Source organism: Idiomarina sp. MD25a (assembly GCF_001870515.1).
In the GTDB taxonomy this organism is placed as follows: domain Bacteria; phylum Pseudomonadota; class Gammaproteobacteria; order Enterobacterales; family Alteromonadaceae; genus Idiomarina.
Genome location: NZ_MDGT01000003.1, coordinates 1 through 23,971 on the forward strand (window position 1 = coordinate 1; position 23,971 = coordinate 23,971).

The 23,971-nt window shown below is 46.7% G+C and carries 20 protein-coding genes; 6 read left to right on the forward strand and 14 right to left on the reverse strand.

Annotated features, from left to right (window positions below; translation table 11 throughout):
* Window positions 1-400: 400 nt before the first annotated feature.
* Complete coding sequence (locus tag BFR57_RS04115; RefSeq protein ID WP_071462795.1) at window positions 401-949, forward strand: gamma carbonic anhydrase family protein; 549 nt, start codon at window positions 401-403, stop codon at window positions 947-949.
* Window positions 950-962: 13 nt separating this feature from the next.
* Here BFR57_RS04115 and BFR57_RS04120 read toward each other — a convergent pair whose 3' ends face one another.
* The 3 genes from BFR57_RS04120 to BFR57_RS04130 are packed head-to-tail and all read right to left on the reverse strand — an operon-like array spanning window position 963 to window position 6,054.
* Entirely contained in the window at window positions 963-4,046 is a 3,084-nt protein-coding gene (locus BFR57_RS04120) for an error-prone DNA polymerase (protein WP_071462796.1), read from the reverse strand.
* Window positions 4,046-5,461 (reverse strand): DNA polymerase Y family protein, encoded by a 1,416-nt coding sequence (locus BFR57_RS04125; protein WP_083405029.1) that lies wholly within the window; start codon window positions 5,459-5,461, stop codon window positions 4,046-4,048. The genes BFR57_RS04120 and BFR57_RS04125 overlap by 1 nt, the downstream gene beginning before the upstream one ends.
* Window positions 5,458-6,054, reverse strand: a complete 597-nt coding sequence (locus BFR57_RS04130; RefSeq protein ID WP_006954698.1) for a hypothetical protein — start codon at window positions 6,052-6,054, stop codon at window positions 5,458-5,460. The genes BFR57_RS04125 and BFR57_RS04130 overlap by 4 nt, the downstream gene beginning before the upstream one ends.
* 125 nt (window positions 6,055-6,179) lie before the next feature.
* On the opposite strand from BFR57_RS04130, the gene BFR57_RS04135 reads away from it, so the two are divergent.
* Complete coding sequence (locus tag BFR57_RS04135) at window positions 6,180-7,094, forward strand: acyltransferase (RefSeq protein ID WP_071462797.1); 915 nt, start codon at window positions 6,180-6,182, stop codon at window positions 7,092-7,094.
* 11 nt (window positions 7,095-7,105) lie between these two features.
* Entirely contained in the window at window positions 7,106-8,377 is a 1,272-nt protein-coding gene (locus BFR57_RS04140; RefSeq protein ID WP_071462798.1) for a mechanosensitive ion channel family protein, read from the forward strand.
* A gap of 48 nt (window positions 8,378-8,425) precedes the next feature.
* On the opposite strand, the gene BFR57_RS04145 is transcribed toward BFR57_RS04140, so the two are convergent.
* The 6 genes from BFR57_RS04145 to BFR57_RS04170 all read right to left on the reverse strand — a co-directional run bounded on the left by BFR57_RS04145 (window position 8,426) and on the right by BFR57_RS04170 (window position 14,062).
* Window positions 8,426-9,046: a thiol:disulfide interchange protein DsbA/DsbL gene (locus BFR57_RS04145; protein ID WP_071462799.1), complete on the reverse strand. Its 621-nt coding sequence runs from the start codon at window positions 9,044-9,046 to the stop codon at window positions 8,426-8,428.
* A 27-nt stretch (window positions 9,047-9,073) separates the two neighbouring features.
* Window positions 9,074-10,060, reverse strand: a complete 987-nt coding sequence (locus BFR57_RS04150) for a serine/threonine protein kinase (protein ID WP_071462800.1) — start codon at window positions 10,058-10,060, stop codon at window positions 9,074-9,076.
* Window positions 10,061-10,066: 6 nt separating this feature from the next.
* On the reverse strand, window positions 10,067-11,491 hold the full coding sequence (ccoG, locus tag BFR57_RS04155; RefSeq protein ID WP_071462801.1) for a cytochrome c oxidase accessory protein CcoG: 1,425 nt from the start codon (window positions 11,489-11,491) through the stop codon (window positions 10,067-10,069).
* Window positions 11,492-11,553: 62 nt separating this feature from the next.
* A complete protein-coding gene (locus tag BFR57_RS04160) occupies window positions 11,554-12,783 on the reverse strand; it encodes a Zn-dependent hydrolase (protein ID WP_071462802.1) in 1,230 nt (409 codons plus the stop codon).
* A 140-nt stretch (window positions 12,784-12,923) separates the two neighbouring features.
* Window positions 12,924-13,454 (reverse strand): carboxymuconolactone decarboxylase family protein, encoded by a 531-nt coding sequence (locus BFR57_RS04165; protein WP_241971648.1) that lies wholly within the window; start codon window positions 13,452-13,454, stop codon window positions 12,924-12,926.
* 62 nt (window positions 13,455-13,516) lie between these two features.
* The gene (locus BFR57_RS04170; protein WP_006954714.1) at window positions 13,517-14,062 is read right to left on the reverse strand and encodes a peroxiredoxin; all 546 of its coding nucleotides are present in this window, start codon (window positions 14,060-14,062) and stop codon (window positions 13,517-13,519) included.
* 127 nt (window positions 14,063-14,189) lie between these two features.
* On the opposite strand from BFR57_RS04170, the gene BFR57_RS04175 reads away from it, so the two are divergent.
* Window positions 14,190-15,104 (forward strand): hydrogen peroxide-inducible genes activator, encoded by a 915-nt coding sequence (locus BFR57_RS04175; RefSeq protein WP_006954718.1) that lies wholly within the window; start codon window positions 14,190-14,192, stop codon window positions 15,102-15,104.
* A 2-nt stretch (window positions 15,105-15,106) separates the two neighbouring features.
* On the opposite strand, the gene BFR57_RS04180 is transcribed toward BFR57_RS04175, so the two are convergent.
* Window positions 15,107-16,621, reverse strand: a complete 1,515-nt coding sequence (locus tag BFR57_RS04180) for an FMN-binding glutamate synthase family protein (RefSeq protein WP_071462803.1) — start codon at window positions 16,619-16,621, stop codon at window positions 15,107-15,109.
* A complete protein-coding gene (locus BFR57_RS04185) occupies window positions 16,621-17,046 on the reverse strand; it encodes a hypothetical protein (protein ID WP_071462804.1) in 426 nt (141 codons plus the stop codon). The genes BFR57_RS04180 and BFR57_RS04185 overlap by 1 nt, the downstream gene beginning before the upstream one ends.
* 149 nt (window positions 17,047-17,195) lie before the next feature.
* On the opposite strand from BFR57_RS04185, the gene BFR57_RS04190 reads away from it, so the two are divergent.
* Window positions 17,196-18,329 carry a PQQ-dependent sugar dehydrogenase gene (locus BFR57_RS04190; RefSeq protein ID WP_071462805.1) on the forward strand — a complete coding sequence of 378 codons (1,134 nt, stop codon included), beginning with the start codon at window positions 17,196-17,198 and terminating at the stop codon, window positions 18,327-18,329.
* Between the two features lie 2 nt (window positions 18,330-18,331).
* Window positions 18,332-20,347, forward strand: a complete 2,016-nt coding sequence (locus BFR57_RS04195) for a TonB-dependent receptor (RefSeq protein ID WP_071462806.1) — start codon at window positions 18,332-18,334, stop codon at window positions 20,345-20,347.
* A 22-nt stretch (window positions 20,348-20,369) separates the two neighbouring features.
* Here the strand turns inward: BFR57_RS04195 and BFR57_RS04200 are convergent, their stop codons facing one another.
* Genes BFR57_RS04200 through BFR57_RS04210 form a run of 3 tightly spaced genes read right to left on the reverse strand, consistent with a single transcriptional unit; the run spans window position 20,370 to window position 23,916 of the window.
* Complete coding sequence (locus BFR57_RS04200) at window positions 20,370-21,056, reverse strand: type 1 glutamine amidotransferase domain-containing protein (RefSeq protein WP_071462807.1); 687 nt, start codon at window positions 21,054-21,056, stop codon at window positions 20,370-20,372.
* A gap of 42 nt (window positions 21,057-21,098) precedes the next feature.
* Window positions 21,099-22,445, reverse strand: a complete 1,347-nt coding sequence (locus BFR57_RS04205; protein ID WP_071462808.1) for a sigma-54 dependent transcriptional regulator — start codon at window positions 22,443-22,445, stop codon at window positions 21,099-21,101.
* Window positions 22,435-23,916 carry an ATP-binding protein gene (locus tag BFR57_RS04210; RefSeq protein WP_253183603.1) on the reverse strand — a complete coding sequence of 494 codons (1,482 nt, stop codon included), beginning with the start codon at window positions 23,914-23,916 and terminating at the stop codon, window positions 22,435-22,437. The genes BFR57_RS04205 and BFR57_RS04210 overlap by 11 nt, the downstream gene beginning before the upstream one ends.
* Window positions 23,917-23,971: the final 55 nt, after the last annotated feature.

A 23,971-nucleotide genomic window follows, 5' to 3' on the forward strand; every position in this document is an offset into this window, starting at 1 on the left:
ATTTTTTGTTGCTTACTTTTGCAAGTGCCCACACAGTTTGCTTGGCTTGATAATTTGTTAAAGAGCGTTTCTCAGCAGCCTTGCTGCGAGAGGTGCGTATTCTACACACCGTCAGTTTTCTGTCAACACTTTTTTGAAAAAAGATTTTTTAGAAAACTTATGTTTTCGGCGACTTCGTTGTCTGCCTCAAACGTGGGGCGTATTTTAGACATTTATCTTCGCGGGTCAAGGGCTAATTATCAATTTTAATTGATTTTTTTGCTATTCGGTCAAAGTTAAATCAGTTCGTTTCTTTTATGACCTATTTTGCCAGTAGACTGTACAAACTATGCGCTTTCGGGCAAAACAGCTATAGTTAGAAACACGATACTAAATAGCAAAAGATGATAGGAGTAGGGTTATGGCTGATATCCGTAGCTACCATGAAAAGGAGCCTCAATTAGGCGAGCGCGTCTATATAGATGATAGCTCAGTCATCGTTGGTGAGGTCACTATAGGTGACGATGCAAGCATCTGGCCTCTCGTCGCAGCCCGAGGCGACGTTAACTATATCCATATTGGCGCCCGGAGTAATGTACAGGACGGTTCTATTCTTCACGTGAGTCGCGCCAGCGCAGGTAAACCGGATGGCGATCCACTCATTATAGGAGAAGACGTCACTGTAGGACATCAATGCATGTTACATGGTTGTCGTATTGGTAACCGTGTATTAGTAGGAATGTCCGCTATCGTTATGGACGGCGTAGAAATACAAGATGACGTCATCATCGGTGCGGGTAGTTTAGTTCCACCGGGTAAAGTATTAGAGTCTGGCTTTCTTTATGTTGGTAGTCCAGTAGAAAAGAAAAGACCACTGAACGATAAGGAAATGTCATTCCTAAGCGCATCAGCAGAAAACTATGTTCGCTTAAAAGATGAGTACCTGATCGACGTTAAGCCAATATCGTGAATCATATTCGTAATTAATGAAAACGTCGCGAGGCGAGTTTATTTAGTTGTAGCAGATCACTTTTATCTTCTAAGCGACCTGCTACAACATGAATCACACCTTCACTCATCTCAATAACCCCCTTAACCCATAATAGTTGAGCCGATAAAAAAGCCTTTCTATATAGAGTCGCTGTGTTGGCCCAAACTACAACATTCATATTGCCCGTTTCATCTTCTAAAGTTAAAAAAGTGACACCACTTTTAGTTCCTGGCCTTTGCCGACAAGTCACAAGACCGATAACCTCAATCACTTGTCCAGAACGACATCCTGCTAAAGCCTCGGCAGCAATACACTTAATCACTTCAGGATGGTTGCGTATAAGCGCCATCGGATGGCGACGTAAGCTAAGTCCGGTGCTCGCATAGTCTGCTTTTATATCCTCAGTCTCAGTCGGCTTAATTGAGATCTCACTCTTATTATCAGCCACTTCACTAAAAAGTGGCATTTGCTGATCGCTGAGTGACAAAGCATCCCATTGGGCTTGATAACGATGTCCTGATAAAGATGTGAGTGCATCAGCTTTTGCTAGGGCTTGAATATCTGATTCATGTAAGCCCCCTCGGCGTAACTGCTCAGTGTTAGCAAACAACGTATCCATACGCGAGTTCAACAACAACTCAGTTCGTGAGCGAGATAGCCCGAAGATCTGCCGTAAACCAATACGCACACAGTTTCCTTGATCAGCAAGCCACTGGTAATCCCACTGACTATGATTAACATCCGCAGGTAGAAACCGAACACCATGGCGCTTTGCATCTTGAATTAATTGGGAAGGTGAATAAAAACCCATAGGCAAGCTATTTAATAAGCCTACAAAAAATGCCGCCGGATAGTGCACTTTTAGCCAAGCCGAGGCATACGCTAAATTAGCAAAGCTCGCCGAGTGTGATTCTGGAAAACCATACTGACCAAAACCACAAATCTGGTGGAATAGTCGTTGCGCAAAAGATTCACTGTAGCCTCGCGCTCGCATGCCGGAAATCAGTTTATGCTCAAACTGTTGCAATTTACCTGTACTCTTCCAGGCCGCCATGGCGCGCCTTAACTGATCGGCTTCACCCCCACTAAAGCCCGCCGCCACCATCGCCAGCTTAATTGCTTGTTCTTGAAAGATAGGCACACCCAGTGTTCGTTGTAGAACTTGTTTCACTTCGTTGCTGGGATAATCCACTTTTTCTTTACCGGCTCTTCGGCGTAAATAGGGATGCACCATATCGCCTTGAATAGGTCCTGGCCGGACAATCGCAATTTGTATGACTAAATCATAAAAAGTGTTGGGTTTGAGGCGCGGTAACATATTCATTTGTGCGCGGGATTCAATTTGAAACACACCCACCGAATCACCCTGCTGCAAAGCGCGATAAACAACGGGGTCTTCTTGAGGAATATCGGCCAACCCAAGCGTTAGATTGCGTTTTTCTTTTAATAACCCAAGCGACTTGCGTAATGCAGTCAGCATACCTAGCGCCAGCACGTCCACTTTCAATAGCTTAAGTACTTCAAGATCGTCTTTATCCCACTGGATAACGGTACGATCACGCATACTGGCATTTTCAATGGGTACGAGTTGAGTCAGTTCATTGGCTGCGATAACAAAACCACCCACATGTTGAGAAAGATGGCGTGGAAATCCCATTAGCTGTTCAGTTAAAGATACTAAGTGCTGTCCTCGTTTAGACTGAACGAGAGCAGGGTATTGCTCAGCAAGTTGCTCCTTCCAGTTCTGTGTTTTATCTCGACGATCGAGGTTTTGTCGATATGTTTGTAGTTGTTGTTCACTAAAACCGAGTGCTTTACCTACATCTCTAAAAGCACTTTTAAAACGATAGCGAATAACGGTTGCCGCTAATGCCGCACGCTTACGACCGTACTTTTTATAAATATACTGAATCACCTCCTCACGTCGCTCATGCTCAAAGTCCACATCAATATCAGGGGGTTCATCTCGCTCTTTGGATATAAAACGCTCAAACAACACATCGAACTGAGCGGGGTTAACCGCGGTAATCTTAAGGCAGTAACAAACCACCGAGTTTGCCGCAGAGCCTCGCCCTTGATAGAAAATCCCCTGAGACTGAGCAAACTCGACTAGGTCATAAATGGTAAGAAAGAAATACTCATAGTGTTGCTCGGCTATCAGCTTCAGCTCTTTCTCATACTGACTCACAACTGACTCTGGAACGCCTTCTGGATAACGTTGCTGAGCACCCTGTTCTGTAAGGTGCCGTAAATACTGCTGTGCCGTCATACCTTTAGGCACCAATTCGGCAGGGTATTCGTAACGTAACTCTGACAAACAAAAAGTGCAGCGGTCAGCTATTTTTGCAGACTCCGTTAACCAGTTGGCTGGGTAACACGCCTGTAATGCCTTTAGATCACGTAACCGACGTTCGCTGTTTAGTGCACAGACCTCCGGATGCTGCACCAGCGACTGGTTAGCGTTAGTCGCACTCAGAATATCCAGTAATGGTTGCCGATTTTCATCATGCATAACCGCGCCATTAGATGCTGTAACAGGTAATTTAACCTGTTGACTTAAGCGACAGACCATCCGAAATAAGGCTTTGTCATTATGTTGGTAGTGTCTTTCGTAGAGTAGCCATATACGATCGCGCCAGTGACGCTTGAGTTGATGCCCCAAATTTAAAGCTTTTGCGTAAGAAAGACCCTCGGTGTCGCACTGTGGCCACCATAACAACAGCGCTTCATCGAACCCATGCAAAAAGTCATCAAGCTGAACGGCATATGAACCTTTCTCGGAACGTTGTCGAAATAAAGTAATTTTCTCACACAAGGCTGCATAAGCGCTGCGAGTAGGGCACAGCACAACAAAAACCCCCGCTCCAGGCACCATAAACTCACTCCCTACAATGAGTTTAATAGGTCGCTCGCGAGCCGCTTCATAGGCGCGTACCACACCAGCGACTGAGCATTCATCGGTTACTGCAATCGCCTCGTAACCGAGCTCTGTTGCTCGATCAACAAACTCACTAGGGTGAGAGGCTGAACGCAAAAAACTATAGTTCGACAAACAGTGCAGTTCTGCATAACGCATCAGCTAAACCACCCCTGTAAAAACCAGTGACTGTTTTCAAAGAAAAGCCAGCCTAGTCGCTGTTGCTCATCTTTAGCGAGCCAATAATCTCTGCAGACTTCAGACGTTGACCACCAACCCGACTGGATTCGCTCGGGTCCTTCTAGTAACTGCCAATGCTCAACCTGTACTAACTCGGGCTCCGTTAATAACCAAAGAGGGCGTCGCGGTGCATGCCGCTGAACTGTGAGTGTCGTCATTTGAGCGGCGCGCTGTTCATTGATTAAAGGGCGGGGATCACTCGATAGCTGCGGACTATAAACCGCTTTTTCTCCGAGTCGAGCTTGTAATCGGCTGACTAACTCTGTGACCGTTTGCTGATGTGCAACGCCCTTTGTTAATAAGGACCCGGAATCACGCGTCAACTCAAATAATTCAAGCGCTCTCATCTCAATAGCGATAACCGGCGCTGTAAGCGGATAGCGATTCATTTGTAACTGCAATAAATTAAGAAACTCTGATGCTCGCCAACTATCCGAAGCTAACTTAAGCGGTACAGATGTTGGTTCAATATCACGGTGCTGTAACTCAATGATTAACTGACGAATCACTTTTTGCCGCTGATATAAAAATTGCTCTAACTCTTGTAAGAGTCGCTTGAGAGGAAACAGCATGCCTTGCCAATGCTGTATTTCTGTCACTAAGTCTAGCTGCGTAATAAACGCATCGCGAGGACGGAAAAAGTCAAACGCTTGTGACTCATTGCCTTTTAAACGCTGAGTATCATCCACCATACCTGCGCCAAAGCGCTTACCGATATCGGCTGCAGATAATGACCAAAGCTGCTTAAGTTGATGAATACCTGTGCTGAGCAGGCGCTTTTCAATTTGAGAAGAAAGTAACAACTGCTTGATAGGTAAGTGCCCCAGCTCATATTCAATCACACATCGATCCGTACTGAGTTGTTCAATACCTGCACACGCCAAACATTGTGCCGAGCGGGCACTAAACCCTAAACTCATCTGATAACTCACCCCTAGCGTATCGAGCTCTTCTTTTAAGTGATCGATTAAAGGCTGAGTACCTTGATAGAGCTTCAGCAGGCTATCAAGCTCGATAGCAATACCTTGCGGCTTAAATAGTACTTGTTTATCAACGGATAAATATAATCGCTCAGCCAGTCGCGTTAACACCCGCGACTCTTTTTCTTCAGAGTAGGGCATAAATACGGCATCGTTGACTAATGTATGGGCTAAAACCGTACTGTGACCCACTTCTAAACCTTGGCTAAGCGCAGTCTCATTACACTGTACAAGCCACTCTTTTTGATGCTCATGATAAACCAGCGCTACGGGCAACTGCTGAATCTGCGGTTGCAAACGCTGTATGTTGTCGAGCAATAGCCGAGGAAAATGTAAATAAAGCCACAGTTTCATAAACTGATATTATTAACTGGCCAACCATAACGACGCTTAACAACATCCACTGTGTGATTTGGATGCAAATGCAGCCGGTTAGTATAGGCACGCGCTTCCACTGTTTTCTCAAGTGCTGTTAAGACAAAGCCCATTTGATGGCCTTGCTGCACTGCCTTTTGCCAACGCCGAACATAACTCGACTGATTTTCGGACTCGGGTTGCCATAAAAACGCAACACCCGCGCCGCTTTGTAGAATTTGTTCAAAAGCCCACGCCGCTTCGTTAGCCGAGGTGTTCAGCACAATATGCAAGCTATCGGCCTGCTTCAAGCGCCAGCGTAAACCCGCAGCCGATAGTAAAGCTGGGGGGTTTAACCAAAATATAGGCTGGTTCATCTCGTGTAATTGTTCGAGTAACGGCCAAAGTAACTTTTGCTCTATAAAAGGAGAGTCGAGCTGCCACTCATGCACCGCATCAAACTGCCAACCACCACCTAACAACTCATTTAATGACGGATGTCCTGTACTGAGAAAACGCTGCTCTTGGTAATGTGTTTGCCGTCCTTGCCAGAGCAGTCCTTTATTCACCAATTGCTTTAATTTCGGTTGCATTGTGTCACCCTCGCAATACTGTATATATGTACAGTATATTAAAAATGGTGAATTTCGCAACAGACAACCTTTATTTGTTCCGTTATGATTGTTGTTTTAAACAAAGGGAAGGGAATGCCACCATCATGATCCGTACACTCTTAATTCCGTTTCGCGTCCTTATCAACTTCACGTGGGCAGCACTGACGACGGCGATTGTCGGGTTAATGGTGATCTTGGTGGGTGTATTTAAACTGTTACTTCCTATTCCGCCACTCACTCGGTTTTTCTCTCACCTAGCCAACTCAGTATTTCGTATCTGGGGCTACTGTATGTCAGTCACCTTTCAACTCACTCAGCGAATGACTTGGCATATCGAGGGGGACTTAAATATTCACAAAAAGGGTTGGTATTTAATTATGGCCAACCATATGAGCTGGGTTGATATTCTGGTACTCATGCATCTAACGCGCCGTAACGTACCTATGCCTCGGTTTTTCTTAAAGTATCAGTTACTTTGGGTTCCCATTGTAGGAATGGGCTGTTGGACGCTTGATATGCCGTTTATGCGCCGCTACTCAAAAGAGAAACTACAGAAAAAGCCGCACTTAAAAGGCAAGGATATCGAAACCACCGCGCGCTCTTGCGCAAAGTTTAAACATATCCCCACCACGGTAGTGAATTTCTGTGAAGGCACACGCTTTACACCTGAAAAGCACGCCAAAAAGTCGAGCCCTTACCAACATTTACTCACACCCAAGGCGGGTGGTACTGCCTTTGCTTTACAAATCATGGGTGATCAATTTGAGGCTATTCTTGATATAACCATCGTATACCCAGGTAACGATGATCGCCCGGTCGTATGGCACTTACTGAGTGGTCAACTACGTGATGTGTACGTTGACATAAAAACACGACCTATTACACCTGAATTAATCGGTGACTATCAAAATGATCCCGAGTTTAAGGCGTCGTTTCAAACTTGGCTCAATGAACGTTGGCAGGAGAAAGATGCCACTATCAGTCGCTTAAAAGCAAAGGCGGAGCGAGATAACCAATAAGGACAAACCGTATGGATTTAAACTTCATCAACGAATGGTTGAGCCAGCTCGGACTTGAAGGCGACTTACTGACCTACGCAGTGCTCGGCATACAATCCGTACTCGTCATCATCGCGGGTTATATTATTTATCAAGTCACCCGCTTAATCATCAATAAAACCATTCATCGCATGCTCAGAAAAGCCCCTGAGCGATGGTATAACTCTCTCGTAAACAGTGGTTTTTTTAAACGGTGCGCCAATCTCGCCCCTGTTCTACTTATTAATCTATTTATTCCCGTAGTCTTCGTTGATGACTTCGAAAAATGGCAAGGTCCTCTACAAACCGCCGTTGGTATCTATTTAACGTGGGTGATAACCAGTATTTTATTGGCACTAGCGAACGTCATTTCAATTGCTTACGAGTATTCAAGCAAGGCCAAAGAGGTCCCCATTACCGGGGTCATTCAAGTCGCCAAGCTCATATTAGTACTCATGGCAATTATCATCTCAGTCGCTATTGTGATGAATAAATCCCCTATGTATTTATTAAGTGGTTTCGGCGCCATGACGGCCATACTGATGGTGGTCTTTCGTGACACCTTGATGGGGTTTGTTGCAGGGGTACAGCTTGCAACTAACCGTATGGTTGGTATTGGTGACTGGATTCAAGTCCCCGACTCGGACGTCGACGGCACCGTTCAAGAAGTCGGCCTTATCACTGTAAAAGTGGAAAACTGGGATAAAACAACGGTTTACTTACCCACCTATGTGCTCATTCATCAATCATTCAAAAACTGGCAGGGCATGATTAACTCCGGAGGCCGTCGCATCAAACGATCGCTGATGCTCGATCTCGACAGTGCCCAGATACTTGATGACGATACCCTTGAGTCGTTGGCATCGAGCTACTTTAATGAATCACTCGATGAGTGGCTCAACCGCCATCAGATTCAGAAGCCTGTTTCCAACTTAACGGCGTTTAGATGTTACGTGCAAGACTATGTGAGTAGTCATCAACAGATTCATGAGGATATGACGCTCATGGTGCGCTTACTTGAGCCTACCGCGTCTGGGCTGCCTCTAGAAATCTATGCATTCTCTAAGCAAACCAGTTGGACAGACTACGAAAAAATCCAGTCCATTCTCTTCGAATATCTCTACACCATTATGGGTGACTTTAAACTGAGCTACTATCAGTACTTCCCCAAAACACAGACCATCAAAAAGCAGCCTTCTGAGCAACAAACAGAACCTAATGATGACGAAGATGGCAAGGATGGTAATGATAAAGACGATCAATAGATAGAAAAAAGCCCCGCCATTTGGGCGGGGCTCTCGTTCTGAGCCTTATTAAGACTTATCAAGTAAGTAACCTGCGAGCTTACTAAAGTCGGCAGCAAAGTCATCACTGTCACGGAAGCCTTGGGGCAACATTTTATATTTACCGTTCACAATAAACGTAGGTGTTGCACGCACTTCCATATCAGCCGCTGTCCGATCCATTTTACTCGCCGCTGCGCGTACCGCGAAGCTCGACATAGCTTTATCAAACTCTTCACCAGAAACGCCATTTAAAATGAATACATTGCGAATATCATCTTCGCTAGTCAGCATATTGCGCTGAGCAAAGTTGTAATCGAATATTGCTGGAATAATTTTTTCCTCAATACCGAGTTTCTGAGCAACAACAAAGGCTTTTGTCATCGTTTCACCAACATCATCTTTGGGGCTCAAAAATGACACGTGCATTTTCTCAAAAGCATCTGGGTGTTCTTTTTTCAAACGCTCAGCAATAGGCTCAAAGCGATAGCAGTGAACACAATAAAACGAGAAAAACTCGAGTATTTGTGCGTCACTTGTCGCTGCATCAGAAATCACTTCGTAATGGGTGCCTTCCTCAAACTCTTGAGCTTGCACCATGCCCGTTACCAACAGTAACGCGCTCGCTAATCCTAACAACCAGTTTTTCATATGCTCTTACCTATTTAATTCGCTTTATTAATAACCGAGTTTAATGGGTGCCTCGTCTAATGCAGCCCGTTGTTCTTTAAGCGCTAATATTTGTGACTCCCAGTAGCGAGCTTCGCTAAACCATGGAAACGCACGTTGAAAAGCACTATCTTGCCAGCGCTTAGAAAGCCATGCCATATAATGAATGAGTCTAAACCCACGTAAAGGTTCAATAAACGCAATCTCTTTTTTATCAAAATCACAGAAATCTTGATAGCCTTCAATCAACGCGTCGAGCTGACACGTTTGATCTTCTCGCGAGCCATTAAGCATCATCCAAAGGTCCTGTATCGCTGGACCCATACGACAATCATCTAAATCGACGAAGGTTAGTTCTGTATCATACTGCAATACATTACCAATATGACAGTCTCCGTGTAACCTTTGATAAGCTAAACTATCCCATGCAAAGGTTTGTAGTTTTTCTGCTAACGGCGATAAAATGGCCCAGAATGCAGCTTCTAGCTCTTGAGGTAATAGTTGTGAATGACGCAGCTCATCAATAGATTCCGATAACAACCGTTGAATGTCGAATGATTCGCGTGCCTTAAATACGTCTTTCTTTCCAACTTGATGTAAACGGCCAATTTGACGCCCTAGTCGTTCCAAATCATCTAAGTCATTTGGTTCAAAAGCGCGCCCACCAATGCTTGGAAACACCGCAAAGCGGTAACCTTCATATTCATGTAAAGATTGGCCTGACACTTTTAACGGCGCTACAACGGGGACTTCGTCATCGAGCAGTTGCTGGGAAAACAGATGCTCTTCTTCTATTTGAGCGTTGCTCCAACGGTACGGCCGATAAAATTTAGCGACATAGCGCATGCCCTCGTCACAGCGAAATTGATAGACCCTATTTTCGTAGCTATTGAGGGGAAGCAAACCCGAGCTTGGGAAAATACCCAAGCTCTCGATAGCATTGATAACTACATCGGGCAACAGACCTGCGAATGCAAAGTCCTTGTCATTAACCATAGTGACCTATTGATAAATAAAGCGAGATTCTTGCTTTATAGTAACACCTTCTGATGTCTCCGAGGTCACAACAAAGTTAAATTCGGTAATTGAATCACTCAATTCGTTGGGCGGTACCGCCAAGGTTATGGGTAAACTCCCCACTTCCCCTGCACCCACTGATTTCTTAGCATTGCCAATCAAGCGATACTGCGATAAGCCTTCTACATCAATCTTATACGTTTGATCAATCTGCGACTTGTTGACAATTTTCAGGGTATACACGTTTTCTATCTCGCCCTGAATATTTTCTTGGTACAGAGAGTTACGATCGCGCAATACATCCACCTCAAGCGGAACTCGTGTTGCGACATCCCAAATCATCACCGAAGTGACAACTAACATGATGACGAAGTAGCCAATCGTTTTCATTCGCCACGGATTGGTTTTCTGAGCTTTATCGGTGGTATTCAAGTTGCGTTCAGTAGTAAACCGAATCAGGCCGCGTGGATAATTCATCTTATCCATCACATCATTACAGGCATCAATACATGCACCGCAATCAATGCACTCATATTGTAGGCCGTTACGAATATCAATACCTGTTGGACAGACCTGAACACACATATAGCAATCAATACAGTGCCCGAGCCCTTTTTCTGCCGGATCCGCTTTGCGTGAACGTGGTCCGCGCGGTTCGCCGCGGTTCGCATCATAACTGACCGTATAGGTGTCTTTATCAAACATCGCTGATTGAAAACGCGCATACGGACACATGTGAGTACACATGATCTCGCGCATATAGCCCGCATTACCGTAGGTACAAAACGCGAAGAACAAAACGGAAAATGTTGCCCAGAAACCGGCGTCTAAGGTGAAGAAGTCAGCAAAAAGTTGGCGCACATCGGTGAAGTAGCCGACAAAGGTCAATGACGTGAGTAGCGCAACTGAAATCCAGCCCAGTTGTTTACCAGTCTTACGCCAGAACTTATCAAAGTCCATTTTGCGTTCGTCCAGTTTAATACGCTTGTTGCGCGGCCCTTCAAACTTCTTCTCAAACCACATGAAAATAAAGGTCCAAGTGGTCTGCGGACACATAAAGCCACACCAGACACGTCCCCAGATTGTGGTCACAAAAAACAATGCTACAGCTGCAACAATCGCGAACCACGCCAACACCGTGAAGTCTTGTGGCCATAATGTGAGGCCATAGATCCGGAAGCGTTGTTCCATGATATCCAGCAAAACTGCCTGCTGGCCGTTATAAGTTAACCAAGGGATGAGTGCAAAAATCGCAAGTAGAATGAAGCCCCAAGAGCGTCGAAAGTATTCCATCCCGCCTTTGACATCACGAACATAGATACGATTGCGAGCCGTGTTTGAGCCGCCTTTTTTGGAAGGACGCTGGATCTTGACCTTATCGGCCGATTGAACTGTGACTTTTTGTTCCATGACGTTACCACTAGAAACAGGTCATTGTGCGGACAGTATACCAGTTATCATATAAAGCCGCATTACTCTGCTGAATTTAAGATGCAATCTAAAAGTATGTTTGCACCCGCTTCGACATCATGCCAGTGAGACCACTCGTCAGGCGCATGGCTCACACCATTGACCGAGGGGATAAATATGAGTCCGGCCTGCGTAATCTCTGAAAAAAACTGTGTGTCGTGACCCGCACCACTGGGCATTCTGATGCAGCTTAAGTTACGCGCTTTGGCGCTTTTTTCTATGATCTGCGTCAACTTATCTGAACAGGACTGAGGCTTTAACCAACTGACTTGTTCATACTCAAACATCAGCCGGTGTTTACGAGCGATTGCAGATAACGCCTTGCGACACGCATCAGCAAGATCAGTCATCACCTCATTACTCATATCACGTCCGACAATCGTAAATATGGCCTCACCCGGCACAGTATGTGGACTGCCAGGTTTGAGCTCAACCTTACCTACTGTGATGCGCGTCTTATCGGTGCCATCCTCGGCAATAATGCGTTCGATTTCATGTGCAAAATCAGCTAATCCCATAAACGCATCGCTACGCATATTCATGGGCGCGGTACCCGCATGATCAGCCTTACCCTTTAAATGCACAATCCATTTAAACACGCCTGAAATCCCCTCAACGGCACCGATACTCACTTCTTCATTAAAGAGCACCGGACCTTGCTCGATGTGTAGCTCGTAAAACGCCTTGAGTCGACTCGGTGGCCATGCCGCATCAAGCACATCCATCACATCAAGGTTATGCTTTGCCATTGCATCTTTCAGGTATACACCGTCGGCATCATGCGCGGACATCAGCCAATCCATGTTAACGACGCCTGCGAGCGCTTGCGAACCCATCATACCGCCGAAACGACCTTCCTCTTCTGCGGTACCAACGACCCATACAGGATGTTTCAGCTTTACATCGTTTTCTTTCAACGTGCGCAATACTTCAAATCCAGCTAGTACTCCGAGCGCACCATCAAACATACCGCCTGCCGGCACTGTATCAAGATGAGATCCTGTTAAAACGGCGGGTGTCTCATGGTAATCGCCGATACCAGCGAACACATTACCCGCGCCATCCATGTGGCATTTAAAACCTTCTTGCTCAGCCAAGTTCAGAAACCAACGACGAGCTTCCATGTCAGCATCGGTAAAACCCCATCGATATACACCATGATCCGACTCGTTATAACCAATTTGAGAAAGCTCACGTAACGTTGATTTCAAGCGTTCAGCATTGATATTCATAGTTCCTCCACTCATTGTATTAATAAGCTTAGGACACATCAGTAAAAAGATAAAAAAAGCCCACCGACAAGCGGTGGGCAAAGCGTTGTGAGCAGTTGGGGCTGCTCTAGACAGGGATCGGAGCACAGCTCCTAGGGGGATTACGACAGTTTACGTGCAGTCAATGCTGCATTAAGTACCGCCGCCAACTTAATTGATGTTTGAATCGCTTGTGCTGTGACATCATGTTGAACGAGTGTCTTCACGTGCGAATCAATACATAAACCACAACCATTTAACGCTGAAACAGCGAGCGAGAACAACTCAAAATCCGCTTTATCGACACCGGGATTTGCCATCGCATTCATCCGCAGACCCGCTGGCATCTTAGAAAACTGTTTATCACTCGATAAGTGAAGAAAACGATAATAAACATTGTTCATCGCCATCAGCGTTGCCGCTAACTTTGCCGCCTGCTTCACGTTATCTTCGACTTTGTCACCAGTTTCGTTCTCAATCGTCTGAATGAGTTCTTCATCGCCTAAGCTATACGCCAAGGATAAAGCAGTACCGTAGAATTGATCGGTCGTTAGACCGGATGTATCGACACTGTTAAACAGACTCGACAAATTCAGCTTAGTATCTTTGCCGTGGTCACCTAACAACTGTTTGTAATCTGCAATCGCCATCATTACCTCTACCTCGACGAGTCATTTATTAAGGGGACTCGAGTGAGCCCCCAACCAATCATCACTTACAGAGTGTCACCACCGACAGCACGGTTACATGGGCACAGCTCGTCAGTTTGTAAACCATCTAAGATACGTAATATCTCAGCAGGGTTCCGGCCGACGTTTAAGTTATTAACCGACACGTGTTGGATAACGTTGTGTGGGTCCACAACAAAGGTCGCACGTAAAGCCACGTTTTCTTCTTTGTCACGTACACCTAAACCATCAACGAGTGAACCATTGTCAGCGAATGAATACTGGTTCAAACGGTCAAGGTCAGGATGCTCACGACGCCATGCCAACTTAACGAACTCGTTATCCGTGCTGCCACCTAAAACCACAGCATCGCGGTCAGCAAATTCTTCGTTCAACTTAGCGAATTCAACGATTTCAGTGGGGCATACAAAGGTGAAATCTTTTGGATAAAAGAAAATAATTTTCCATTTACCTGTAAAGCTGTCTTGCGTCACTGTTTCGAATGCGCTCTCACCATTTTCCTCTGGCATATTAAATTTTGGCTTCGCAGCAACTACACTGAAATCTGGTAATTTATCGCCTACTGTCAACATAATGTTGTCTCCTAATCATTGAGTAGTGTCTTAACGTTTCGAGGAGCATAGTAGGGAAATTTATTGATTGGATAAAACGAATAAAACCTATTAAGATAATCGAAAAAGCAATAACCACAGGTGAACAATGAGCAAATTACCGAGTTTGAAGAATCTTAACTACCTGATTGCATTACATCAGCAGCAAAACTTTAATCGCGCCGCAGCCGCCTGTAACGTCAGTCAGTCGACTCTGAGTAGCGGCATTCAGAACCTAGAAGAGCAATTGGGCTGCCAATTGATCGAGCGTGATCATAAGTCCTTTTTATTTACCGCGCTCGGTGAAGAGGTCGTTGAACAAGCGAGAAAGATTATCACCTCGACCGAAGAGCTGATGCACTATGCCAAAGGCCATGGCAATATTATGGAAGGCCCTGTACGCCTAGGTATTATCCCTACCATTGCGCCCTTCGTCGTCGCTGAACTAAGTCGTCGCGTTCAGGCTAAGTTTACCAAACTCGACCTACAGATATCGGAAGATACCACGGCCAATTTATTGAGCGCTTTGCGCGATGGCGAGCTGGATATATTGCTGTTAGCGCTACCGATGGATATCCATGGCAACCAGAAGTGGTTACTCGGGCGCGATCCGTTCAAGTTGGTTGCGCACAAAGAAATAGCTGATCAGCTTGGAGAGCCCGTTGACTACGATAAGCTACCCGATGGTAGTATTTTCTTGCTCGAGAAAGAGCACTGTTTAACGGGGCATGCGGTATCGGCATGCCAATTAACCGATACGGTTAAAGTCAACCCGTTTACGGCGACGAGCTTACACAGCCTAGTTCAGATGGCCGATGCTAAGAAAGGTGCGACGTTTATGTCACAAATGGCCATCGACCGCGGCATCCTCGATAACACCGACCTCAAGCCATTGAAGCCAGCAGGTCAGGAGGCGTTCCGTGATATAGGTATGGTTTATCGGCCTACCACAAGTCGACGCCAAACCTTTCGTAAGCTGGCAGAACTCATTGCTCCGTTACTGCCAGTAAATACGCTGAACTAAGTCTATCGCCGACGTGCTGGCGGTAGCGGATAACGCTCCGCCAGACTGATACTTTCGCCATCCGGTTTAATAACACGCGCATGGCGACGATTAAGCTGGCGCGGATCGGTCACTCCACACGAATGAGCAATTATATTAACGCCATACTCGAGGTATTTATGGTAATTGGCGACGCGTTCCGATTTATCTTGTGGATCTAAACCACGTTGCAATTTCGGGTCATCGGTCGTCACACCGGTCGGGCAAGTGTTTTTATTACACTGCATGGCTTGAATACAACCGAGCGAAAACATAAAACCACGGGCTGAGACAACAAAGTCAGCTCCCATCGCAATCGCCCAAGCAACATCCGCAGGCGAGATCATTTTGCCAGAGCAAATGATACGAATACGTTTGTGTAAACCTGCTTCTGTTAGTTTATCGACCAAGATAGGTAAGCTCTCTGAAAGCTTTAAACCCACATAATCAATCAGTGGCTGCGGTGCCGCTCCTGTACCACCATCCGCACTATCGAGCGTAATAAAATCTGGGGCCGCTTCTTCACCGCGGCTGAGTATGCTATCGACTAACTCGTCAATCCAGCTTGGGTCACCCATGACAAACTTAAAGCCTGTCGGCTTACCAGTAATTGTGCGTACTTTATCGATGAAATCGAGTAGCTCTTCATTATTGCTAATTTCAAGGTGGCGGTTAGGACTGATCGCATCTTCACCCACTTTAATACCGCGGATTTCAGCAATTTCTTGGTTGACCTTAATGCCCGGAAGAATACCGCCTTTACCTGGTTTGGCACCCTGACTTAATTTAATTTCGAACATTTTAACCGAATCATGACGACCTAATTCAGCTAAACGTGACTCATCGAGTTTACCGTCTTGCGTGCGCACACCGAACTTTGCAGTGCCCATTTGAAAAACCACATCGCAGTGACCCGATAAGTGATAGGGCGACAGTCCGCCTTCACCGGTATTAAGCCAGCAACCTGCCTTTTTAGCACCGGCAGATAATGCTTTAACCGCAACCGGCGACAACGCGCCATAACTCATACCCGAAATATGAAAATACGAAGTGGGCGAGTAGGGTTTGCTGCAGTACGGTCCAATTTTTACGGGCTGAGGACTCACTGATTGCTCAGCAAGCGGCGGGTAAGGTGCATTACTAAAAATAATGGTTCCAGTACGGGTCAAATCTCGGGTCGAACCAAAGGCAACATTGCGATCGGCGTTTTTAGCGGCACGATAAACCCAACTTCGTTGCGCACGATTAAAAGGCATTTCTTCACGATCCATAGCGAAGAAATACTGCCGCATAAATTCGCCCATGCGTTCAAATATGTAGCGAAATCGTCCCACAACGGGGTAGTTACGCCGGATAGTGTGACGCGTTTGTATCTTATCAACAACATACATCACACCCACACTGACGACGAGCGCAATAATACCTAAAACAAAAAGCGCCGCTAACCATTGTGCGACGGTTAGCAGCGCTGAGTTATCAAACCAAGATTGACTTTCCATTATCGAGCTTCTTGTACCTTATTCAGTGAAGCTGTGATGGAATCTGCATTAACACCTTCCATTGAGCGTGTTTGCAATTGACTCCAATCGACTGGCCCACCGACATGATCTTCAATCAATCGACGGCTTTCGTCCTTGGTGAGAGGACCATCCACTTTAATTGTGTACAAGCCATCGCCCTCATGTGTATCCGCATTAGCAGAGTTCGGCAAATAGATAGTGCCGTTATTAAAGTCCACAGCGTATGCAATTAGACCAGGGATAACGAAAAGTAGCAGACCAACACCATTAAGTGCTGCGACACCCGCATCGATGCGTCCACCGGTTTGTCCCTTACGCTCTGGATACAGTAAGGTTCCACACGCTGTTAAGTGGAGAATCAGTGTGACACTGACAGCGGCTTTTAACAATGACTTGGATTTCATAAGCATTCCTTTAGTTTTGTAATTTATAATTAACAACATCATTAAGTAAGGCTGTGATCTATAAAGAGATCAAGAAAAGTCATCAAAATCTGAAATTAATACGTATACTAAAAATATTAAAAACTATACAAGTTAATTATGGAGGCTCCATGAAAAACAACCTCTCTGCAGTAGCGGCTGCGCTGTTGTCAGCGACGATGAGTACCTCGGTTCTCGCGCAAGAAGTCCAGACAGAACGTCATACGCTGTCGCTGGAGACTATTAGCGAAGGACTTAACCACCCCTGGGGCATCGCCTTTTTACCATCGGGCGATATGCTGGTTACCGAGCGTTCAGGCACGCTAAATATCATTACGCAGGACGGTAAAAAAACACCCATACAAGGTACGCCTGAGGTGGTTGCAAAAAGCCAGGGGGGTCTACTTGACGTCAACATCGACCCCAATTATGCAGACAACGGCTGGGTTTACATCAGTTATTCAGAGCTCGACCCAGGCGGCGGGAAGGGAAATAGTACCGCGGTCATGCGCGGTAAAATCGACGGAGATAAATGGACTCAAGGCGAGGTTATTTTCCGCCAAGCGCCAAAGTATGAAAGTAACGCCCACTTCGGATCCCGTCTTGTATTCTCTCCCGAAGGACACTTATTCATTACCCTAGGCGATCGCTATTCGCGTATGGAAGACGCACAAACACTTGATAACCATCATGGTAAAGTAATACGTATCTGGCCAGACGGCTCTATCCCTGAAGATAACCCATTTGTTGGTCAAGCTAACGCCCTAGAGGAGATCTGGTCTTATGGTCACCGTAACGTCCAAGGTGCTGCTATCCATCCCGATACGGGTGAGCTATGGACGATTGAGCACGGTCCGCAGGGCGGTGACGAGGTTAACATTCCTGAAGCAGGTAAAAACTACGGCTGGCCGACCATCACTTATGGTGAGGACTACGGCGGTGGTGAAATCGGTATTGGCACACATAAGGAAGGCATGGAGCAGCCTTTTTACTACTGGCTTCCTTCAATTGCCACGGCCGGCTCAATCTTCTATACCGGCGACAAATTTCCCAAGTGGAAAGGTGATTTACTGGTGACCGCTTTACGCGGACAAACGATTGCACGATTAGATCTTGAAGAAGGTCGTGTTCTGCACGAAGAACGGATGTTAGAAGACGCAACCAGTTTCCGTATCCGTGATATTGAACAAGGTCCTGAAGGGTTTCTATATATCCTAACCGATGCCGATAGTGGCCAACTTATTAAACTGTCACCCGTAAAATAATTATGAAGTATTTACGCACAATAACAGGGCTGGCTCTTGCGCCAGCCCTTTGTTTTAGCCAAGAAATTAATGAAATCATCGAGGTGAATGCGCAGCAGTCCGGTAGCGAATGGCGCATGACCCCCGGTAGCGTTGACCTTATCGATATCAACCAGCAACTGCCATCTTTGAATATTGATGCGGGAGATACACTTCGCGCCATTCCGGGTATTCAGGCGGATACACGCTACAACTATGCCCAGGACACGCGTCTCGTCGTGCGTGGATTCGGTGCACGCGCAGCATTCGGTGTGCGTGGCTTGCAGTTGAATGTCGATGGTGTACCGCTGTCCATGCCTGATGGCCAAGCGCAAACCTCAAGTATCATTTTAGACGAAGCAGAAACAGTCGAAGTGTTCCGCGGTCCACTCGCTGTTCTATACGGTAACACGGGCGGAGGCGTGGTCGAATGGAACACGCGTGCACCACAGCGAACCACGAGTGAGATTGCTGTAGCCGCAGGTGCCAACGATCTTACCCGCGCCAAAGGCCAATTTGACTGGGTCAATGATGCCCACAAATTGCGCTTCATTGCCACCGACTTGTACACCGCAGGACCTCGCCCTCACAATACGGCAAAGCGTCAGCAACAAGGGTTGAGGTACTACTTTGATATCAACGACCAACAACAACTTATCCTACGGTACGACAACAACAACGCCCCATTGTTAGAAGACCCAAGTGCGCTAACCCCCAGTGCTTGGCGTCAAGATCCGGAGCAAACCGTCGGTCGAGCCATTGATTTCAACACCCGAAAATCCATTCATCATCGGCAAGGTTCTCTGACATGGAAGCTCGACGCCGACGGTTATCGCGCACGTATTGCGGCTTGGCAGGGTGATCGCGACGTTATCCAGTTCTTACCCTTTGCAGGAGATGCCATTGGTAGCTCGGGTGCCGTCATCGATTTGTCGCGCCAGTTCGAAGGCAGCTCAGCTTATGTAGAGTGGCAAGCCACAGCGCAAACAGATATCGGTTTTGGTTTGCGATACGAGCGCCAGCAAGACCATCGATTCGGTTTTGTGAACGATGAAGGTGAAAAGGGTGACTTGCGCCGCAGCGAGTTTAACTATGTTAGAAAGCAAGCCGTCTATACTCGGCTTACGCATCAGTTTAATGAACAATGGCGAATAACCGCTGGCGCTCGGCATAGCCGCTTTGACTTCTCGGTAGACGACCAGTTTATTATGCCAGGCGATCCCGATGACAGCGGTCAAAATGAGCTGAGTGATAACTCTGGAGCGGTCGGTCTTACATGGGCGTTTGCGCCGCGCTGGTCAACCTATATCAGCCTGGGGTCAGGCTTCGAAACACCCACCTTAACTGAATTGGCTTATCGTAATAATGGCAGTGGTCTAAATACCGAACTATCGCCCAGTCAATATCGACAAACCGAGTGGGGCTTAAAATTTAATTCATCAGGGCGGTTTTCCTCGCAATTGGCAATTTTCGATATTCAGTCTGAGGACGACATTGTTATTGATCAATCGAACGACGGACGCACAACCTACCGCAACGCGGGCGAGACTGAGCGTCAAGGTATCGAGTGGCAGCTTAACGTGCAGCTAACTGAGCAATTAGATAGCTTTGTATCCTACAGTTATATCAATGCCAACTACCAAGGCGGCTTATATAACGGTAATCAGCTACCTGGGGTCGCTGACAGCCAATGGTTTACACGACTCACTTGGCAACCCATGCAAGCCACTAAAGTTCAATTACTCGGCCAGTATCGCGGTGAAACTTATGCCGACGATAGTAATGCAGTAAAATCACCGAGCTACGTAAAATGGGATTTGGCAATAACCCAGCAGTGGCAGATAGCCGAGAATGAGTTTGAAGCTTGGCTTCGAGTGGATAATTTGTTGGATAGAAACTACGTGGGAGCGGTCGTTGTTAATCAAGGCAGTGGTCGTTCATTTGAACCCGGAATCGGCCGTTCGGCAAGTATCGGTGTGAGCTGGCATCATCTATTTTGATGCCAGCTCTAACATCATACGGTTATAACATCGCCCGTAACACATCGAGCAAACGCTCAGCCGTTTGTTCAGATGATGCGGGGTTTTGACCCGTAATCAACATACCGTCCTGTACAGCATAAGACTGCCAGTCATCAACCTTACGATAGTGACCGCCTTTTGCCGATAACTCATCTTCGAGGAGGAAAGGAACCACGTCAGATAACCCGACGCCATCCTCTTCGGAGTTACTAAATCCAGTGACCGTGCGACCTTGGACTAGAGGGTCTCCGCCCGGTGTCTTCGCATTAAGCAGTACCGCAGGGGCATGACACACTGCAGCGACAGGCTTACCTTTCGACCAAAACTTCTCAATCAAATCAATCGATTGTTCATCGTTAGTGAGATCCCACAATGGACCATGTCCACCTGGGTAAAAGATAGCATCAAAATCATCAACACAGACTTCATCAAGCTTGCACGTACTACTAAGTTTTTTCTGTGCATCCTGATCTTCATTAAAACGTTTAGTCGCTTCTGTTTGAGCATCTTCCGCTTCACTGTTTGGGTCAATAGGCGGTTGTCCTCCTTTGGGTGAAGCAATCGTTACCTCAGCGCCAGCATCGACAAACGTGTAAAACGGTGCCGCGAACTCTTCCAGCCAAAATCCAGTTTTGTTACCTGTATCACCTAACTCATCGTGAGACGTCATAACCATTAAAATCTTCACGGTTTACTCCTTAGCGTTTGTACTCGTGCCCTTAATACGTTTTCAGCTTTCAGATTGATCAGTTTGACCCTCTAACCAACGATAAAGTGTGCGCCGCGTAACGCCTAAAATTTCTGCCGCCTTTTTCTTATTGCCACCCACATGATTCATAACGTCCTGAATATATGCATCTTGATGGGCTTGCAAGGTATGCCAGTGTGGCTGTTTATCGGCTGTTGGATCACGCACTTCCAGCATGCGCTCGGGTAGATCATCGACTTGTAAATGGTGCGACTGCGCGAAAGTCACCGCGCGCTCAATCGCGTTTTGCAGTTCTCGTACGTTGCCAGGAAAACGATAACGATAGAGTATGTCCAGTGCATCGGTATCAATGTCAGTGATACGCTTACCCGCCTTTTCTGCATAAATACTAATAAAGTGATGCGCTAAACGCTCAACGTCCTCGCCTCGTTCACGTAACGCAGGTACCGTCACACTGAAGGTTTCTAATCGATAAAACAGATCTTCACGAAACTCGCCATCCCGCACACGCTGCTCTAAATTTTGATGGGTTGCAGCAATAATACGTACATCAACTTTTTCTTCCTCATCACTGCCCACCGCGCGCAAGGTTCCTTCTTGTAACACCCGGAGCAATTTAGCTTGAAGTGCCAACGGCATTTCACCGATTTCATCAAGCAGTAGGGTGCCACCATCAACCTGTTTGAACAGCCCCAAGCGTTTGCCTTGAGCGCCAGTGAATGCCCCTTGCGTATGACCAAAAAACTCACTTTCCATCAGTTCTGAGGGAATGCCCGCGCAGTTCACTGCTTGAAAAGGTTTGTCGCGCCGCTCGCTAAGCTCATGGATTGCGCGCGCAACCAGCTCTTTACCGGTGCCAGATTCGCCGGTAATAAGTACACTGCCATCGGCTGTGCCGAGTCGCTCAATTTGATGATACAACTTACGCATTGCGGGACTTTGACCGATAAGTCCTGCGGGTCCTTTTTGCTGCGACTTAAAACGAGTCAACTCTTGCTTTAATAAGCGATGCTCTAACACTCGTTGCACACTCAGAAGCAGATGCTCAACATCAAGTGGCTTAGTCAAGAAGTCAGCCGCTCCTTGTTTTAGCGCATCAACCGCCTGATCGACGGTGGCAAACGCGGTAATCAGGATGAGTGCGGGCGCGCCCGCCTCTCTGACATGCTCAAGTAGTGACAAACCTGAAGAACCGGGTAGGCGAATATCACTGACAACGACATCAACCGAAGGCAGCTCAGCTTGATAGTCCTCGGTTGATGGAAAGGCAAAAACTTTATAGGCCTCTGCTTCAAGCTCCTCAACAAGTAGCTCACGTAGCGCTGAGTCATCTTCAACAACTGCGATTTGCGCTGTATTAGCTGTCATTTGAATCTCCTGATCTGAGTCCTGAGTGAGGAAGTGATAAAGTCGCGCAACAACCGCCCTGAGAGCGGTTTTCAAGCTTCAATTGGCCGTCATGATCGTTCATGATGTGTTGCACGATGGTCAATCCCAACCCTGTCCCTTCACCCGTCGTTTTACTGCTGTAAAAAGGTGAAGTGGCATGCGTCTGAGCGCTTTGAGTAAGTCCGTCACCATCATCCATAATCATAATGGCGGTCGCGCTTGGTGTTTGACTCACAGCAATACGCACCTCTGATTTAGCCGCTTGATACGCGTTTCGTAGCACGTTCACTAATGCCAGCTCCATACGGGATACATCAACCTTAAAAACTTCATCGCCCTGATACTCAATGACACATTGGATATCATCATTCTCGAGCTCAAATCCCACACTAGTGCAGGCGCGCTCTATCAGCGCTTTTATCGGCACTTGTTGGCGTTCGCTCACAGGCGTGCGAGAAAAGGCGAGTAGTTGATTGACTAATCTTGTTAACCGATGAACTTGACCCCGAATGGCTTGCAGTTGGCGCTTATCGTCATCGCTAGTCGCATGTTTCAACAGCTTTTTAGCACGGTTATCGATCACCGTGAGCGGTGCACCAAGCTCGTGCGCAACACCACTCGATACTGAACCGATCGCGGCCATTTTTTCTTGCGCGCGCAGGGCTTCGTTCAAGCGCTGCTCTTCTTGTCTTCTGTCACGGATTTCGTGCTCGGCTCGCGTCACCGCCTCAAGCATTTCATTCAAGCCCTGGCTAATTGCTACAATTTCGCTCGGCCCTTGGGTGTCTACCCGCACGTCGCGACGACCTTGCGCGACTTGTTGCATAATATTTCGAAGATACAGAACATGACGCCCTACACCGCGATAATGACCAAAGACCAGTACCGCGATAGTCACCACCGCAAAAATAAACCAACTAATCCACGCGACTTGGCTTAGTTGCTCAAACCGTTCATCAAAATCGCTGGCGCGTCGATTGATTTGCAGAAGGCCAATAATACGGCCGCCACGATCAACAATCGGGAGAAACTGTGAGAAGACTTCACGACCCTCAACTTGACGATAATCATCTTGTGACACGCCCGTTTGAACTGTTTGTCGCGCTAACCAGCTATCGGATAAGTCGGTTTCTGTCACGCCAGCTTCCGCCACTTGTTGACCGTTCACGTCGTAAACTGAGGCGCCGTACACACGACCAATATTGAATACTGAATCAAGGTTGGCTTGCACAGTGGTCAAATCATTGTTTAACAACGCATCACTGATAGGCAGACTGATTGCCCGACCTATCAATTTAAGATCGGTTTTAAGCCGCTCTTCTTCTTGTTGACCCGCAATATTCAACCCAAAGGTTATGGCAGCCCCAGAAATTAGGAGCATCGGAATGACCACGTACAGCAACAGGCGGCGCTGAATACTTGAAAGCGGTAAGGTGTATCTTTTTGTCACATTACCTCCTTGGTGTGTATCAAAATGATACATAAGAAACTGTAAATTTTCTTCG

Excerpts from the sequence above, each read along its gene's own strand:
- BFR57_RS04115 (WP_071462795.1), top strand. The coding sequence starts at position 401 with ATGGCTGATATCCGTAGCTACCATGAAAAGGAGCCTCAATTAGGCGAG.
- BFR57_RS04120 (WP_071462796.1), bottom strand. The coding sequence starts at position 4,046 with ATGCGTTATGCAGAACTGCACTGTTTGTCGAACTATAGTTTTTTGCGT.
- BFR57_RS04125 (WP_083405029.1), bottom strand. The coding sequence starts at position 5,461 with ATGAAACTGTGGCTTTATTTACATTTTCCTCGGCTATTGCTCGACAAC.
- BFR57_RS04130 (WP_006954698.1), bottom strand. The coding sequence starts at position 6,054 with ATGCAACCGAAATTAAAGCAATTGGTGAATAAAGGACTGCTCTGGCAA.
- BFR57_RS04135 (WP_071462797.1), top strand. The coding sequence starts at position 6,180 with ATGATCCGTACACTCTTAATTCCGTTTCGCGTCCTTATCAACTTCACG.
- BFR57_RS04140 (WP_071462798.1), top strand. The coding sequence starts at position 7,106 with ATGGATTTAAACTTCATCAACGAATGGTTGAGCCAGCTCGGACTTGAA.
- BFR57_RS04145 (WP_071462799.1), bottom strand. The coding sequence starts at position 9,046 with ATGAAAAACTGGTTGTTAGGATTAGCGAGCGCGTTACTGTTGGTAACG.
- BFR57_RS04150 (WP_071462800.1), bottom strand. The coding sequence starts at position 10,060 with ATGGTTAATGACAAGGACTTTGCATTCGCAGGTCTGTTGCCCGATGTA.
- ccoG (WP_071462801.1), bottom strand. The coding sequence starts at position 11,491 with ATGGAACAAAAAGTCACAGTTCAATCGGCCGATAAGGTCAAGATCCAG.
- BFR57_RS04160 (WP_071462802.1), bottom strand. The coding sequence starts at position 12,783 with ATGAATATCAATGCTGAACGCTTGAAATCAACGTTACGTGAGCTTTCT.
- BFR57_RS04165 (WP_241971648.1), bottom strand. The coding sequence starts at position 13,454 with ATGATGGCGATTGCAGATTACAAACAGTTGTTAGGTGACCACGGCAAA.
- BFR57_RS04170 (WP_006954714.1), bottom strand. The coding sequence starts at position 14,062 with ATGTTGACAGTAGGCGATAAATTACCAGATTTCAGTGTAGTTGCTGCG.
- BFR57_RS04175 (WP_006954718.1), top strand. The coding sequence starts at position 14,190 with ATGAGCAAATTACCGAGTTTGAAGAATCTTAACTACCTGATTGCATTA.
- BFR57_RS04180 (WP_071462803.1), bottom strand. The coding sequence starts at position 16,621 with ATGGAAAGTCAATCTTGGTTTGATAACTCAGCGCTGCTAACCGTCGCA.
- BFR57_RS04185 (WP_071462804.1), bottom strand. The coding sequence starts at position 17,046 with ATGAAATCCAAGTCATTGTTAAAAGCCGCTGTCAGTGTCACACTGATT.
- BFR57_RS04190 (WP_071462805.1), top strand. The coding sequence starts at position 17,196 with ATGAAAAACAACCTCTCTGCAGTAGCGGCTGCGCTGTTGTCAGCGACG.
- BFR57_RS04195 (WP_071462806.1), top strand. The coding sequence starts at position 18,332 with ATGAAGTATTTACGCACAATAACAGGGCTGGCTCTTGCGCCAGCCCTT.
- BFR57_RS04205 (WP_071462808.1), bottom strand. The coding sequence starts at position 22,445 with ATGACAGCTAATACAGCGCAAATCGCAGTTGTTGAAGATGACTCAGCG.